We start from the raw sequence: 14,819 nt of genomic DNA on the forward strand, positions 1-14,819 counted from the left end.
AAATTATAAACTTAACACATCTTTTGACACTCATATCATTTTATTATACAAAAAAAGTTACCCCAGGGAAAGATATTAAAACAAAAGCATAACGCTTCAGTTCTTCCATCTTTCACCTGGAATAACCTCTTATTCATTCTGCAAATCTTTTATAACACATTCAGATGTTTTATGCAAGATTTACCATCTTTTTAATTTTACAACCACATGACGATACGGCTCTTCGCCCTCGCTGACAGTCTCTACATACTTATTACCCTGAAGTGCTGAGTGAATGATTCTTCTCTCATATGGGTTCATCGGCTCAAGTACAACTGGCTTTCTGGTCTTCTTAACCTTGTAGGCAATTCCTCTTGCAAGATTCTCCAGAGTCTCTTTACGACGTCTGCGGTAATCTTCTGTATCGAGCTTTACTCTAATATAGTTTGCTTTGCCCTTATTTACAACAAGGCTTGTAAGATACTGAAGGGAGTCAAGGGTCTGTCCTCTCTTACCGATGAGAATTCCCATATCCTCTCCTTCAAAAGCAACTTCCAGACAACCGTCATTTGTGTTGTATTTGGAAGTGATCTCCACTTCACCAAGATTCATAGATGCAAATACGTCGCGAAGGAAAACAATTGCTCTCTCTTCCACTTCTTTGATCTCTGCCGGATCTGTGATGATCTCAACAGGTTTGGACTGTTTCGGCTTCTCTTCTCTTGGCTCTTTCGGCATTTTTTCTTTTGCCGGTTTTTCTTTTACAGGACGCTCCTTAAAAGGTTTCTCCTTCGGCTGGCGCGGCTGTTTTTCTTTTGGCTCTTTAAAAGGCTTTGGCTCTTTCGCCTCTTTTACAGGTGCTTTTTCTTTCACCGGCTCACTCTTTGGTGCCGGTTTCTCAGCTTTTACAAAAGGTTTGGCAGGCTTTCTATTCTGCTCTTCCTTAATCGCATCCACTTTAACAGTATCAACGATTTCCTGTATCTCATCCTCTTCAGAAACTGTATTGATCTTGCGTGCTTTAATGATTGCCGGTTTGCTTCCGATGCCAAAAAATCCGGAACTACCTTCAGAAACCACTTCAATTTCCAGCTGATCACTGGAAACACCTAATTCGATGCACGCCTTGGTGATTGCTTCATTTTTCGTTTTTGCTGAAAACTGGATAAACTCCTCCATCTATGAAACCCTCCGTTCCCGACAACAATTACTTCTTCTTGTTTCTCTCGTCAAAATCCCTGACCATATTTGCTTTTGCTGTAATACTTCCAGGTTTTGCATTTCTTGCATTCTGGTAGGATTCCTCTACTTTTCTGGCTCTCTCTTCTGCGTTTGTGTTACTGGAACCTTTATCAATCTTGGTATTAATATTCTTAGTAGACTGGTTTGCCTGATTGGTGATCTTCTGCGGCGGAAGTCCTTCTTTCGTACGCTGTTTCTCCATCTTCTTCATGTTCTCGTTTACCAGATCATTGATATCCATCTTATCAAGATGACGATTGATAAACCACTGCTGAGCACTTCTTACAACCGCACTTGCGATCCAGTAAATACCAAGACCTACCGGGAATGTGAAACAGAATACTGCTGACATAAGCGGCATAACCGTATTCATAGTCTTCATGGAAGCCTGCATTGTATCAACAGCTCCTTCAGCAGATGAAGTAGCCTGTGGCATAAGCTTATAGTTCAGTACCTGAGTCGCCCATGCAAGAATAGGAATCAGAAGTGCAGCGATTGCCAGTGCAATAGATGCTCCCTCAAAAGCAGCCTTAATGTAGTTCAGAGGCTGATCTGCAATGTTTAATCCACAGAAATTCTGCATTTTGGAAATTTCTGCAGACGTGGTGTTAATGGTATCTGCAAATCCCTTAAACTGATCCATTGATGCAAGATCTTTCCACTGAGATGGAGATAATGCATAAAGGAAATCGATGACAGAATTACTGGTCGCTTTTCCGTTATCCAGCGCCAGCTGTACACGAGTCATCTTATTGTCTGTGATAAAGCTCTGGATCAGGTCTGTGTAGCCACTTACGCTTGTGATCTGATCAACAAGGCCTGTGAAAACATTCTTTACACTGCCAACATAACCAGGAATTTTGTAAATAACCTGCCATAATGCCATCAGGACAGGAAACTGGATCAACAGCTGCACACAGCTGCCGGTAGGTGAAACACCGTATTTCTGATATACAAGCTGAGTTTCTTCCTGCATTTTCTGCACGGACGCCTGGTCTTTTTTATCTTTGTATTTCTTCTGTATCTTCTGAAGCTCAGGCTGCATAACAGAGCTTAATTTAGAAAACTTCTGCTGTTTAACCTGCAATGGTGTCATCAGTGCATAAATAATAATACTGAAGATAATGATACAAAGACCCAGGTTCTGAATACCCACCAGATCAAGAACTCTGTAAATCCCGTCCATGATCCAGCCCATAATAGAAGCAACCTGTCCAATAATCGGGACACTGCTCTTCGTTAATAAAATCATATCCAAGTTTGTTTCCTCCTAGGCTTTTTCGGTGTAACTATTCAATTGTCAAAGTTTGAGTTTTTGTGCTGAAAATCAGTTTAAAGTGTCATTTATTGTACACCATCTGTTTCAGTACAGTTTATGGCACAGGATCGTATCCTCCATGTGAAAAAGGATTGCAGCGCAAAATTCTCCACACTGCAAGAAGCCCGCCCTTTAACGCACCATATTTTTGAATTGCTTCTAAACCATATTGAGAACATGTGGGAATATAAGGACATTTTGTTCTCTTCATCGGCGATATATATTTCTGATAGAGACGAATCATATGAATCATGATATTCCTTGGACTAAATCTGCTCATGATAATTTCTCCTGCAAATCTGTTTCAATATTGCCGCTCCTTTACCGAACCAACAATACTGCCCAAATACCGTTTAATCTTCCACATGAAGCTCAGCCTCACGGCGGATCTTCATTCTGCCTGCAAGATGCATAAGCGCACTCTCAATCTCCTGATAGGACTTGTCCTTTGCATTTGGTCTTGCGACCACTACAATGTCCAGTCCCTGACGGAAGGATCTTTCATTCAGGCGGTAGCTCTCTCGTATCAGTCTGGTGACTCTGTGGCGTACCACACTATTCCCAACTTTTTTACTTACAGATATTCCCAGACGATTCTCCATGTGCCTGTCATGGTTCTCAAGCACATACATCACCAGATACCGATTTGCCTGTGATGTTCCTTTTCGGTATACCCTTTGGAATTCGTTATTTTTCTTTAAGGAGTCTGAGTATTCCATCTGATTCTCCTTTATATGATATTGAAATAATTATTTCTGTATAGAAGAAAAGACCACAGTAACTGCGGTCTTAACGGTCTTAAGCAGATAACTGCTTTCTTCCTTTTAATCTTCTGGCAGCTAATACTTTACGTCCGCCTTTTGTGCTCATACGAGCTCTGAAGCCATGGACTTTCGCTCTAGATCTTTTTTTCGGCTGAAATGTCATTTTCATAGGTAAAGCACCTCCTTTATCTATATGGAATTTAAAATTATTAACCTAATCAGAACATCATTTCAATTATATTCATAAATGGCATTCTCGTCAAGTAAAAATTCTTGCTTTCCTAGAATTTTTTATATCCACAAAGTTTTCCACACTGTGCATAACCTGTCATTTTGAAAAGGTTTACGTAACATTATCCACATTTTGTGGATAACTTGTGGATAACCTGGGGATTATCGGCAAAAATATCCACTTTTGACTGTTGATTTTAACGCATATGTCACAAAAAACGGTATATTTCGAGGGGATTCGACAGTGGATAGAGTTATACACATAATTTTTCATTATTGAAACCCATAAAACCATGTTATGGTAACCAGAATGGTTATCAACCTATTTATCCACATTTATCCACACACAAAATGTTGATAACTTTCCAGTTTATTCACAAGATATCCCCCATTTTTTTCCTGGAATTTTTTTATTATCCACTGCAATTTTTTCAAATTGTGGATGTTTTGTGGACAATTCTGCACTTTTCCCCAGTTGTTTTTCCTATTTTCACGTCCAGTACAACATTTTCCCACCCACATCCCCATCCTTTTACGACAATCCACAGCAGTTCTGATTTTTTCTCAGGATGTGCATACTTTTCCACATAAATTTCCTATATAAATAAGATTTTGTCGTTGCGAAAAGACAGGATTTATTATAATATATATAAGGATATTTATGTCCGTTTATCAAAATACCAGTAAAATTCCGGTATATTTAGCCTGCCACACCCTAATTTCCTGTTTCCAGCTGGTATTTTGATAAACGGACATGTCGCCGACGGACGGCATCATTTAATATAAGAAACAATCAGATGTGTACGGGAGGAAAAAATGAGCACAGTAATAGAAAAATGGGATGAAATCCTGGGAATTGTGAAAAAGGAGCACGATCTTTCCGATGTTCGATTCGACACATGGCTGAAACCCCTGAAGGTTTATGATGTCAGTGGAAATGTAGTTACCATCGTCGCTTCCGACCAGGTGCGATTAAGCTACATTAATAAGAATTACAAACTGCCTCTGCAGGTTACCATAAGCGAAGTTACCGGAATGACCGACTGCGAAGTGAAATTTATCCTTCCAGAAGACGTCCCGGCGAAGAAATCCATTTCCGACGCTGCACCTGATCAGGACAACCGTTTTAAGGCCAGATGTGAAGAAGCAAATCTGAACCCCAAATATACATTCAATACTTTTATCGTGGGCAGCAACAACAAACTGGCTCAGGCTGCAGCCCTGGCAGTAGCGGAATCTCCGGGAAATACGTACAATCCGCTGTTTATCTATGGTGGTGCAGGACTTGGCAAGACCCATCTTATGCATTCCATCGCCCACTTTATTATTGAAAATGATGATAACAGTAAGGTTCTCTATGTTACAAGTGAAGAATTTACCAATGAGCTGATCGAGACCATCCGTAATGGAAATAACACCGCCATGAGTAAATTCCGCGAGAAATACCGTAACATTGATGTCCTTCTCATTGATGATATTCAGTTTATTATAGGAAAGGAATCCACGCAGGAGGAATTTTTCCACACCTTCAACAGCCTTTACAGTGCAAACAAACAGATTATCATATCTTCCGATAAACCGCCGAAGGATATGGAAATTCTGGATGAGCGTTTCCGTTCCAGATTCGAATGGGGACTGATCGTGGATATTACTCTGCCGGATTACGAGACCAGGATGGCCATTCTTCATAAAAAAGAAGACATGGACGGCTACAATGTAAGCGAAGATGTTATCAAATATATTGCAAATAATATCAAATCCAACATCCGTGAGCTGGAAGGTGCCTTCAATAAGGTAGTTGCTTATGCAAAACTGGAGAAAAAAGAGGTTACCCTTGAACTTGCCGAGCAGGCTCTGAAGGATATCGTCGCACCGAATGAAAATAAACAGATTACTGCAGACTACATTATTTCTATGGTAGCAGAGCATTTTAATGTAAGTACTGCCGATCTTTGTGGAAATAAAAGAAGTTCCAAGATCGTGATGCCAAGACAGGTGGCAATGTATCTTTGCCGTGAAATTCTGGCGATCCCGCTGAAAAATGTAGGACAGTATCTTGGAAATCGCGACCACACTACCGTTATGCACGGAGTAGAAAAGATCGAAAAGGAGCTCCAGAACAACGAACAGCTCCAGAACACCATTGATACATTAAAGAAAAAAATTAATCCACAAACTTAACACATTTTTTCCACATTTCATATGTATAAGATGTTGACATTATGTGTATTAATGTGAATAACTTTTGGCGACAAAATCGCTTATGTGGTTTTACACAGGTTATTCACACTCTAAACCAATGCTTTTACACGAAGTTATCCATACCCGAAACCCTTTTATTCACTGGGCGGAAGTGAGTTTTTCACATATTCACACCCCCTACGGCGGATACGGCGGATATCTTCTTAAATATATTTAATGAAAAACCCATTTTCTCCAGAAAGGAAGTTATACACATTATGAAAATCATTTGCTCCAAAAGTAACTTGTTGAAGAGCGTCAGCATTTCCTTAAAAGCTGTACCATCCAAAACAACTATGCCAATTCTGGAATGTATTCTGATTGATGCAACAACAAATCAGATCAAATTTACTACTAATGACATGGAACTTGGAATCGAAACCATTGTCGAAGGTACTATAGAAGAAAAAGGAATGGTTGCCCTGAATGCGAAAATCTTTTACGAGATCATCAGAAGACTTCCAGACAACGATGTTACCATTAAAACTGATGAAAAATTCGCTGCAACTATCACCTGTGAGAAAGCAAAATTTAATATTCCTGGAAAATCAGGAGAAGATTTCGCATATCTTCCTATGATTGAAAGAGATGAACCATTAACTATCTCTCAATATACATTAAAGAATATGATTTATCAGACAATATTCTCAATTGCAGTCAACGATAACAACAAATTAATGACTGGTGAGCTGTTTGAAATTAAGGATAATTGTCTGAAAATTGTCTCTCTGGATGGACACCGTATTGCGATCCGCAAAATGCCTCTGAAGAAAGACTATTCAGACCGCAAGGTTGTAGTTCCAGGCAAGACTCTGAATGAGATCAGTAAGATCTTATCCGGAGAAATGGATGATGTAGTCAGCATTTTCTTCACAAACAATCATATTTTATTTGAATTTGACCAGACTATGGTAGTTTCACGTCTGATCGAGGGGGAATATTTCCGTATTGACCAGATGCTTTCCAGCGATTATGAGACCAAACTTTCCATTAACAAAAAAGAATTCCTGGATTGTATCGACCGTGCCACACTTCTTGTAAGAGAAGGAGATAAGAAACCGATCATTATCCACATTACAGATGGCAGCATGGAGCTGAAGATTGATTCTGCAATGGGTTCCATGAACGAGGATATTGATATTGAGAAAGAGGGTAAAGATATTCTGATCGGATTTAATCCCAAGTTTCTGATTGATGCACTGAAGGTTATTGATGATGAGACCATCGACATTTACCTAGTGAATCCGAAAGCACCTTGCTTTATCAGAGATGAGGAAGAAACTTACACGTATCTGATTCTTCCGGTTAACATAAATCAGAACCAGGCAAGATAATGACACTTGTTACAGAGAGAAACGTAACAGACAATTGGAAGAGGAATGGAAGTGAACACGGGCTGCAAATAATGGCTGGAGACAGTCCAAAAACAAATTGCAGTCGTGATGCCAGAAGAGTGGAGGCAGAAAATTGGAAATCAGAATCAGAGATGAATTTATCAAACTTGGCCAGGCACTGAAACTTGCTGACCTTGTATCAGACGGCGTTGAGGCAAAATATGTGATCAACGACGGACTTGTAAAAGTAAATGGCGAAGTAGATACCAGAAGAGGCCGCAAGGTTTATGGCGGTGACGTTATTTCCTATAATGGCCAGGATGTGAAGGTTCTGTCCGGAAACGAGTAAAATGGCTTATATTGAATCCATAAAATTAAGCAATTTCAGAAATTACGAATCGCTGGAACTTTCTTTTGACAAAGGAACTAATATTTTTTATGGGGATAATGCACAGGGAAAAACCAATATCCTGGAGTCTGTGTATCTGTGCGGAACCAGCAAATCCCATAAAGGAAGCAAAGACCGAGAGATTATCCGCTTTGAACAGGATGAAGCCCATATCCGTATGATGGTTGGAAAAGATTCCATGTCTTACAAGATCGACATGCATCTTCGGAAAAATAAGGCCAAGGGCGTGGCAATCAACGGGCTTCCCATAAAGAAGGCGAGAGAGCTTCTCGGTGTGGTGAATCTGGTTTTCTTTTCCCCGGAGGATCTGAATATTATCAAAAACGGTCCGGGAGAGCGACGAAGATTCATGGACGCGGAGCTTTGTCAGCTGGATAAACTATACCTCACAGATCTTGCAGGATACAATCATGTTCTGAATCAGAGAAATAAGCTGCTGAAGGATATGTATAAGCGACCGGATCTTGGAGCGACTCTGGATGTATGGGATATGCAGCTGGTAAATTATGGCCGTAAGATCATTGGCAAAAGAAGAGAATTTGTGGAGTCCCTTAATGAGATCATTAAGGAAATTCACAGAAATCTTACCGGTGGTATTGAGAATATAGAAGTGATATATGAACCAAGCGTGGAGAGTGAGGCTTTGGAAGAGAGCCTTTTCCGCAACAGAGACCGGGATCTTCGGATGAAAATGACTTCGTCCGGACCTCACAGGGATGACCTAATGGTGGCTGTGAACGGAATTGATATCCGCAAATATGGTTCGCAGGGGCAGCAGAGAACAGCAGCCCTTTCCCTGAAACTTTCGGAGATTTATCTGGTGGAGAAGATCATTCATGATAAACCAGTTCTGCTTCTGGACGATGTCCTTTCGGAGCTGGACAGCAGCCGTCAGAATTATCTTCTTGAGAGTATTCATGATATTCAGACCATGATCACCTGTACTGGTCTGGATGATTTTGTCAGTCATCAGTTTACGATCAATAAAGTGTTTCACGTTGTGGCAGGGCATGTGTATCAGCCGATAGGGGGTCCTGCAGATAAATAAGCTTGCGAAGTAGTATGCGATATGCTAAACTGGCATTAACTATGGAAAGTTGGTGAAAAATTTGGACAAAGAGGAATTTCGGGTTAAACTTGAAGAGATTAACCATTTAGTAGAACAGAAAGACTATAAGGGAGCCATGAATGTTGTAGACAGCATTGACTGGCGCCGTGTGAAAAATGTTCGTACCCTTTGTGTGGTTGGTGAAATCTATGCTGCCAATAAACGCTATGAGGACAGCAAGGAAATTTTCCTGCTGGCTTATCACAGAGCCTCCATTGGTAAGAACATTCTTTATCGTCTTGTAGAAGTTTCCCTGAAGCTGGGACAGGTTTCCGAGGCAGTGGAATTTTATCAGGAGTACAGGGAAGTTGCGCCAAATGATAATACGCAGTACATCCTGAAATACAAGATCCTGAAAGAAAAAAAGGCTCCTCTTGCAGAGCAGATCAAGGTTCTGGAGGATTATAAGGAGAAAGAATTTACCGAAAAATGGTCTTACGAGCTTGCCAAACTGTACTATCAGGATGGTGACAAAGAGAAATGTCTGGAGCTTTGCAACGAGATCATTCTCTGGTTCAACGAGGGTAACTACGTGATGAAGGCTATGGACCTGAAACAGCGTATGGGTGCTCTTACCGGCGAGGAGAAAGAGCGGTATGAACAGCAGTTTGTACCGAAGCTTCTGAAACCTGAGGAAGCAGATACCATCAAGGAAGAAGAGAAAGCACCGAAAGCTGAGAACCAGGGAAGCGAATCTATTGAAAGTATTCAGATCAAGAGCGAGGATCTGGATGGCGTAGAGAGTCTTCAGGATAAAATTTCCAAAGGACTTCGTGACATCTTTGGAAGCCGTAAGATGGATGAAATGGAAGACAGCATTGTTTCCACTGAGCAGACGAAAGAGGTTCAGGAAGAAATGCTTCGTGATCCGGCTTCTGAGAAAGAATATGAAAGTGTACCGGAGCTGGAGCCTGAAACTGGCAAGGTGAAAGTGGAGAATACCAAGGAGAATGTTGCTGAAGAATCTGTGAGTACAGCAGATGAGACTGCGGAGGAATCAGCAGAAGCAGTTTCCGAAGAGAATACAGAAGGTTTAGAGAATGCAGATCGTTCAGAGTCTGCAGAAGAGAAGAACGCATTTTCCACAGAAACAGAAACACCTGTTGAGAACCTGAAAATGCCTACACTGAATATTCCGGATTCTATGAAGAATATGGTACCGGAAGAGATTGAGGTTCCCAAGGCACCTGTACAGAATAACCTTTTCAGTGATGAGGCTGATGCTGCGGAGAAAATGAAAGACGAGAAACCTGCATTTGATTTTTCAAATTTCAATCTGGAGGATACGATTCTTGCTGCTGCTTCTGCACAGGGAATTGAAATTCCGGATGAGAAGGTAGATGAAGAGAAAGTTCAGGAAGAAAATAAAGAAATTGTAGAAGCTGCCCAAGAAATATCTACGAAACCTCAGAATGCTGTAAAAGAAGAAAAAGTAGAGAAGATTCCGGAAGAAGAGGAAGTTATCACTGAGGACGAGGAAGAAATCGAGCCAGAACCAGAACAGAAAAAGCCGGTTGTAGAACTTGAGGAAGAGGAATTCCTTTCCGAAGAGGATCTTCAGGCTGCTGAGGATGAGTTTATGAATGGTCCGGCAGGACATAAGGAGAAAGAAGAGCCTTCTGATGATTCCATGTCTGAGGATGAATTTATTGCCAAGCTTCTCAGAGAGAGCATTGGAGAAGAAGAGGATGAGGATATGCCTCCAGCTGCTGATGATGTGGTTGAAACTGAAGATGCAGAGGAAGAACCGGAAGATTCTGAGGACGAAAACTTTGATTTTGACGAGGATGAAGAGGAAGAAGAGTCTTCTGAATCTCTTTCCGAGGAAGAAGAACTGGAACAGTTTATTGATTCTATTCAGCCAAAGGATAAGAGAAATCCATCTGACATTGTGCCAAGAGAGAAATCACTCACCGATGATGAGAAGAAGCTGTTTACATATTTTGTAAAGGTTCCGGGAATGCGGGAACAGCTGATCAGTGCACTTTGCGATGTGCAGATGGCGGCTGCTGATAAGACCTCCAAGACTGGAAACGTGATCGTCATGGGTGGGAAAGAAACTGGTAAGACAAGACTGATCGCAAGCTTGATTCCGGCAATCTGTAAAGAGCTGAATCTGCCGGCTTCCAAGGTGGCTTATGTATTTGCCGACCAGCTGAACGAGATGGATATTACGAAAGTGATTGGCAAGCTTAGCGGTGGTTTCCTTGTCATTGAGAATGCTAACCAGCTGACACAGGAAACAGTAGATATTCTGGATAAGGCTATGGAGTTCCGCACAGACGGACTTACTGTGATCATTGAGGATGAGAAGATCGGAATGCGTAAGCTGATTGCAAGATTCCCGAAATTCGCCAAGAAGTTTACATCCATGATCAACATTCCGGTATTTACCAATGATGAACTTGTAAACTTTGCAAGAGTTTACACCAAGGAAAATGGTTACAAGATCGACCAGATGGGAATGCTTGCATTGTATAATCTGATCGGTGTGAACCAGAAAGAAGACCAGCCTATGAACATTGGCGCAGTTAAGGAAATGCTTGACGCAGCAATGGCGAAATCCCAGGGCGGACTTCTGAAGTTTAATAAGAAAAAGAGAGTAGACCGTGATGGATTTACGGTTCTTTATGAGAAAGATTTTGCAAAATAAGTAATAGGGGAATTGCAGACAGCTGCCCAGATTGTGTGATTTGTAGATAATGATTAAATAATTTAAAAGAAAGAGGAAATTAATATGACCAGACCTTATTTAGGAAATCCGAAATATACCATTGAAGTTCTTCAAAAGTATAATTTTGCTTTCCAGAAAAGGTTTGGTCAGAATTTTCTTATCGATACCCATGTTCTGGAAAAAATAATCGAGGCTTCCAAGATCACCAAGGATGATTTTGTTCTGGAAATCGGACCGGGTATTGGAACCATGACCCAGTATCTGGCTGAGGCAGCCAGAGAAGTGGTGGCTGTAGAGATTGATAAGACATTGATCCCGATTCTGGAAAATGATACTTTGAAAGACTGGGATAATGTGACTGTGATCAACGAGGATATCCTGAAAGTTGATATTGCGGCGCTGGCACAGGAGAAAAATGGGGGCAAGCCTATCAAGGTGGTTGCCAATCTGCCTTATTATATTACCACACCAATCATCATGGGACTTTTTGAAAACCATGTTCCCATTTCTTCCATCACCATTATGGTACAGAAGGAAGTGGCAGACAGAATGCAGGTTGGTCCTGGAACAAAGGATTACGGTGCTTTGTCCCTGGCTGTTCAGTATTATGCCAGACCGCAGATCATTGCGAATGTTCCGCCAAACTGTTTTATGCCAAGACCGAAGGTGGGAAGTGCTGTTATCCAGCTTGTGAGATATGAAGAGCCGCCAGTGCAGGTGGACAATGAGAAGCTGATGTTCAGGCTGATCCGGGCATCTTTTAATCAGAGAAGAAAAACATTGGTAAATGGACTGAAGAACTCCCAGGAGCTTGATTTTTCAAAAGAGGAAATTGAGAAAGCTATGGCAGAGACCGGAATTCCGGTAAATGTGAGAGGCGAAGCGCTTACTTTAGCAGAATTTGCTGATCTTGCAAACGCATTTAATAAATTGAGATAGATATCAAGAACGGGGCTTACGCCCCGTTCTTGATATCTTCGGATTGCTTCGCAGCGTTGCGGCTCCCGTGATCCTTCACATGTTCGGAAATGATTTACTGCATAAATCTTATACAAATAAAAATCACCCGGTGGCTAGACGGGTGATTTTTATTTTGTCTCAAATATATTTTTTAAAAGGAAGGAGAGTCAATCACTTTTGGGTGACTGACATATGAAAAAGAAATTTTATAAAAATAATGTTGGCTGTTATTATTTTTATGATGTTAGTATATCGGGAAAGTTTGAAAGAATCGTGTTTATCTTATGAAAAATTAGTGAACGAATTTGAAAAGATTTGTAACTTCCTGGAAAAATGGGCTATTTTTGGAGATTAGTTATAAAAAGATTATAAAGTTTTTAGATACATTTTACAAATAAAAGGAAAAGGTGTAGTATAATGGGCTGGAATCTGGAGGAAGATTTATTTCCGGTATTGATTAAATTTCAGAAGAAAATTACTTGATATGAGGAAATCAGATCATAAATATGACCAGATTCCAGCAGTTTGTGAACAGAATATTAACTATTGCTGGTCAGACCATGAACAGCAGCTATTTAATTGTTACTGGAGAGATTTGAACAGATGACATTTAATCGTTACTGGGCAAGTCTTGAACAGCAACATTCAATCAGGAGGTAATTATCATGATAAAAATGAAAAAATCAGCAGCACTTATCCTTGCAGGAGTTCTTGCATGTTCCATGCCGATGCCGGTTATGGCATCCAGTGATACAGAAGTAGTAGAAAGTCTTCTGGACAGTGGAATTGATTTTCTTGCTTCTGACCCTGGAAAAGCAGTAGACATTATTATGTATGCCAAGGATCTTGTAGACCAGCAGAACATCACAGATGACCAGGTACGAAGTGCTGTAACTCAGGCAGCAGACCATTTTGGGGTATCTCTTTCTGATTCAGAGGTAGATTCCCTTGTTTCTGTAGTACGCAAGGTTCTGGATGCAAAAATTGACGAAGATGCTCTTAGAAGCGATGTAAATTCTGTATACAGTAAGCTGCAGGATATGGGTGTTACAAAGGATGATGCCAAAGGTCTTGTGTCGAAGTTAATCGAATTTGTAAAAGGATTATTCGAATGAGAAACGTAAAATGTGCAAAATGTATAACTTTACCAAATTAAAGTAAAGATGCAAATGTGGTAAATTTATAAAAAAAGAGGAAAATGAAAGAAGAAATTGTGCAAATAAAACAAATGTTCATTATTCGTTAACAATTTGCATGTATTTTGTTCATAAGTATCTGATACTATATAATCAGTTCGAAAGAACATACACAGAAGACGTTGTAATGACACCATTACACATAAAATTTTTTCATAATAATCGCCCCGGCAGCTACTGCCGGGGCACTCCTCGTTTTAGAGCGTATTTGAAAAAGTATTCCTGCAATCTGCACGCTCTGGAGCGTGTTTGAAAAAGGTTTTTTGCAAGATGTGCGTCACAATTTTTGGGAAAATTTGTCTGAATATGCCGCTCTTTAAACGCCAGATATTACACTCTGACGCTTAAAGAGCGGTGTTTTTTCGAATGTACATTCCAAAATTTATTTGCAACGAATAAGCGGTGTGCTATAATGAAGCAAAAACAGGGGCAAAGGAGTCTAGGTCATGGCAGAGACAATGAAGGATTACGAAGCAGAACTTGAAGCTTCTTTTAAGAAAATTGAAGAAGGCGACATTCTCACAGGAACAGTTGTGAGTGTAGATGATAAAGAAATTATTGTAGATTTAAAATATTATGCAGAAGGTATTATCCCGGTAGAAGATTACAGCAGAGAGCCGGGCTTTAACGTTAAAGAAGAAGTACACCCTGGAGATGAAGTTTCCGCCACAGTCGTAAGAAAAGACGATGGAAATGGTAACATCCTTTTATCCAAAGTTGAGGCTACTGACGTCCTGGCTTGGGACAAATTAAAAGAGCTGAAAGCCTCCGGAGAGGTTCTTGATGTAGTGGTAAAAGGTGTAGTAAACGGCGGTGCAGTTGCTTATGTAGAAGGTGTGCGCGGCTTTATCCCGGCCTCCAAGCTGGCCTTGAATTACGTAGAAGACACCAACGAATATCTGAACAGACACATCCAGGTTCAGGTAATCGATGTCAATAAAGAGGACAAAAAACTGATTCTTTCTGCGAAAGAAATTTTAAGGGAAAAAGCAGAAGAGGAAAGAAAGAATAAAATTTCCAATATCCAGCCAGGCTTTGTAACAGAAGGAACTGTAGAGAGCCTTCAGCCATACGGCGCATTTGTAGATCTTGGAAACGGCGTATCCGGACTGGTACATATTTCCCAGATTTGCGAAAAGAGAATCCGTAAACCATCAGAAGTTCTTGCAGTTGGAGATAAGGTGAAAGTAAAAGTAACTGCAGTGAAAGATGGAAAACTGAGCCTGAGTATCAAAGAAGCAACTGATATGATGGCAAAAGAAGTGGAAGAAGAGAAAATTGAAATCCCACAGTCCGGAGAAGAGGCAACCACATCTCTGGGAGCTTTATTTGCAAATATTAAACTGAATTAATATAAAGTGCA

At 40.5% G+C, this 14,819-nt stretch carries 13 protein-coding genes; 8 read left to right on the forward strand and 5 right to left on the reverse strand.

Annotated features, from left to right (window positions below; all coding sequences use genetic code 11):
* Positions 1-180: 180 nt before the first annotated feature.
* The 5 genes from jag to rpmH form a co-directional block, all read right to left on the reverse strand.
* Positions 181-1,158, reverse strand: a complete 978-nt coding sequence (gene jag / locus ABHC48_RS16595) for an RNA-binding cell elongation regulator Jag/EloR (RefSeq protein ID WP_118580817.1) — start codon at positions 1,156-1,158, stop codon at positions 181-183.
* Between the two features lie 28 nt (positions 1,159-1,186).
* Positions 1,187-2,473, reverse strand: a complete 1,287-nt coding sequence (gene yidC / locus ABHC48_RS16600; protein ID WP_195700067.1) for a membrane protein insertase YidC — start codon at positions 2,471-2,473, stop codon at positions 1,187-1,189.
* Positions 2,474-2,594: 121 nt separating this feature from the next.
* Positions 2,595-2,819 (reverse strand): membrane protein insertion efficiency factor YidD, encoded by a 225-nt coding sequence (yidD, locus tag ABHC48_RS16605; RefSeq protein WP_118580820.1) that lies wholly within the window; start codon positions 2,817-2,819, stop codon positions 2,595-2,597.
* Positions 2,820-2,892: 73 nt separating this feature from the next.
* Entirely contained in the window at positions 2,893-3,258 is a 366-nt protein-coding gene (gene rnpA, locus ABHC48_RS16610) for a ribonuclease P protein component (RefSeq protein WP_148463049.1), read from the reverse strand.
* Between the two features lie 79 nt (positions 3,259-3,337).
* On the reverse strand, positions 3,338-3,472 hold the full coding sequence (gene rpmH, locus ABHC48_RS16615) for a 50S ribosomal protein L34 (RefSeq protein WP_005423866.1): 135 nt from the start codon (positions 3,470-3,472) through the stop codon (positions 3,338-3,340).
* Positions 3,473-4,350: 878 nt separating this feature from the next.
* Between rpmH and dnaA the strand changes: the two genes are divergently transcribed.
* The 8 genes from dnaA (at position 4,351) to ABHC48_RS16655 (ending at position 14,808) form a co-directional block, all read left to right on the forward strand.
* On the forward strand, positions 4,351-5,715 hold the full coding sequence (gene dnaA / locus ABHC48_RS16620; protein ID WP_173716653.1) for a chromosomal replication initiator protein DnaA: 1,365 nt from the start codon (positions 4,351-4,353) through the stop codon (positions 5,713-5,715).
* A gap of 278 nt (positions 5,716-5,993) precedes the next feature.
* Positions 5,994-7,109 carry a DNA polymerase III subunit beta gene (gene dnaN / locus ABHC48_RS16625; protein WP_173771302.1) on the forward strand — a complete coding sequence of 372 codons (1,116 nt, stop codon included), beginning with the start codon at positions 5,994-5,996 and terminating at the stop codon, positions 7,107-7,109.
* Positions 7,110-7,242: 133 nt separating this feature from the next.
* Entirely contained in the window at positions 7,243-7,458 is a 216-nt protein-coding gene (locus ABHC48_RS16630; protein WP_021924414.1) for an RNA-binding S4 domain-containing protein, read from the forward strand.
* Position 7,459: 1 nt separating this feature from the next.
* Positions 7,460-8,566: a DNA replication/repair protein RecF gene (gene recF, locus ABHC48_RS16635; RefSeq protein WP_118580835.1), complete on the forward strand. Its 1,107-nt coding sequence runs from the start codon at positions 7,460-7,462 to the stop codon at positions 8,564-8,566.
* Between the two features lie 52 nt (positions 8,567-8,618).
* Positions 8,619-11,279, forward strand: a complete 2,661-nt coding sequence (locus tag ABHC48_RS16640) for a hypothetical protein (protein ID WP_272067046.1) — start codon at positions 8,619-8,621, stop codon at positions 11,277-11,279.
* 84 nt (positions 11,280-11,363) lie between these two features.
* The gene (gene rsmA / locus ABHC48_RS16645; protein ID WP_173718496.1) at positions 11,364-12,239 is read left to right on the forward strand and encodes a 16S rRNA (adenine(1518)-N(6)/adenine(1519)-N(6))-dimethyltransferase RsmA; all 876 of its coding nucleotides are present in this window, start codon (positions 11,364-11,366) and stop codon (positions 12,237-12,239) included.
* A 686-nt stretch (positions 12,240-12,925) separates the two neighbouring features.
* Positions 12,926-13,375: a DUF1002 domain-containing protein gene (locus ABHC48_RS16650; protein ID WP_118580844.1), complete on the forward strand. Its 450-nt coding sequence runs from the start codon at positions 12,926-12,928 to the stop codon at positions 13,373-13,375.
* A 527-nt stretch (positions 13,376-13,902) separates the two neighbouring features.
* Positions 13,903-14,808: a S1 RNA-binding domain-containing protein gene (locus ABHC48_RS16655; protein WP_173771296.1), complete on the forward strand. Its 906-nt coding sequence runs from the start codon at positions 13,903-13,905 to the stop codon at positions 14,806-14,808.
* Positions 14,809-14,819: the final 11 nt, after the last annotated feature.

This window comes from Ruminococcus sp. 1001136sp1 (assembly GCF_039841815.1).
Classification (GTDB): domain Bacteria; phylum Bacillota; class Clostridia; order Lachnospirales; family Lachnospiraceae; genus Blautia_A; species Blautia_A faecis.

What these genes read in the sequence shown, in the direction of transcription:
- dnaA (WP_173716653.1), top strand. Translation starts at nt 4,351, where the DNA reads ATGAGCACAGTAATAGAAAAATGGGATGAAATCCTGGGAATTGTGAAA.
- ABHC48_RS16650 (WP_118580844.1), top strand. Translation starts at nt 12,926, where the DNA reads ATGATAAAAATGAAAAAATCAGCAGCACTTATCCTTGCAGGAGTTCTT.
- rpmH (WP_005423866.1), bottom strand. Translation starts at nt 3,472, where the DNA reads ATGAAAATGACATTTCAGCCGAAAAAAAGATCTAGAGCGAAAGTCCAT.
- rsmA (WP_173718496.1), top strand. Translation starts at nt 11,364, where the DNA reads ATGACCAGACCTTATTTAGGAAATCCGAAATATACCATTGAAGTTCTT.
- dnaN (WP_173771302.1), top strand. Translation starts at nt 5,994, where the DNA reads ATGAAAATCATTTGCTCCAAAAGTAACTTGTTGAAGAGCGTCAGCATT.
- ABHC48_RS16655 (WP_173771296.1), top strand. Translation starts at nt 13,903, where the DNA reads ATGGCAGAGACAATGAAGGATTACGAAGCAGAACTTGAAGCTTCTTTT.
- yidD (WP_118580820.1), bottom strand. Translation starts at nt 2,819, where the DNA reads ATGAGCAGATTTAGTCCAAGGAATATCATGATTCATATGATTCGTCTC.
- yidC (WP_195700067.1), bottom strand. Translation starts at nt 2,473, where the DNA reads ATGATTTTATTAACGAAGAGCAGTGTCCCGATTATTGGACAGGTTGCT.
- jag (WP_118580817.1), bottom strand. Translation starts at nt 1,158, where the DNA reads ATGGAGGAGTTTATCCAGTTTTCAGCAAAAACGAAAAATGAAGCAATC.
- recF (WP_118580835.1), top strand. Translation starts at nt 7,460, where the DNA reads ATGGCTTATATTGAATCCATAAAATTAAGCAATTTCAGAAATTACGAA.
- rnpA (WP_148463049.1), bottom strand. Translation starts at nt 3,258, where the DNA reads ATGGAATACTCAGACTCCTTAAAGAAAAATAACGAATTCCAAAGGGTA.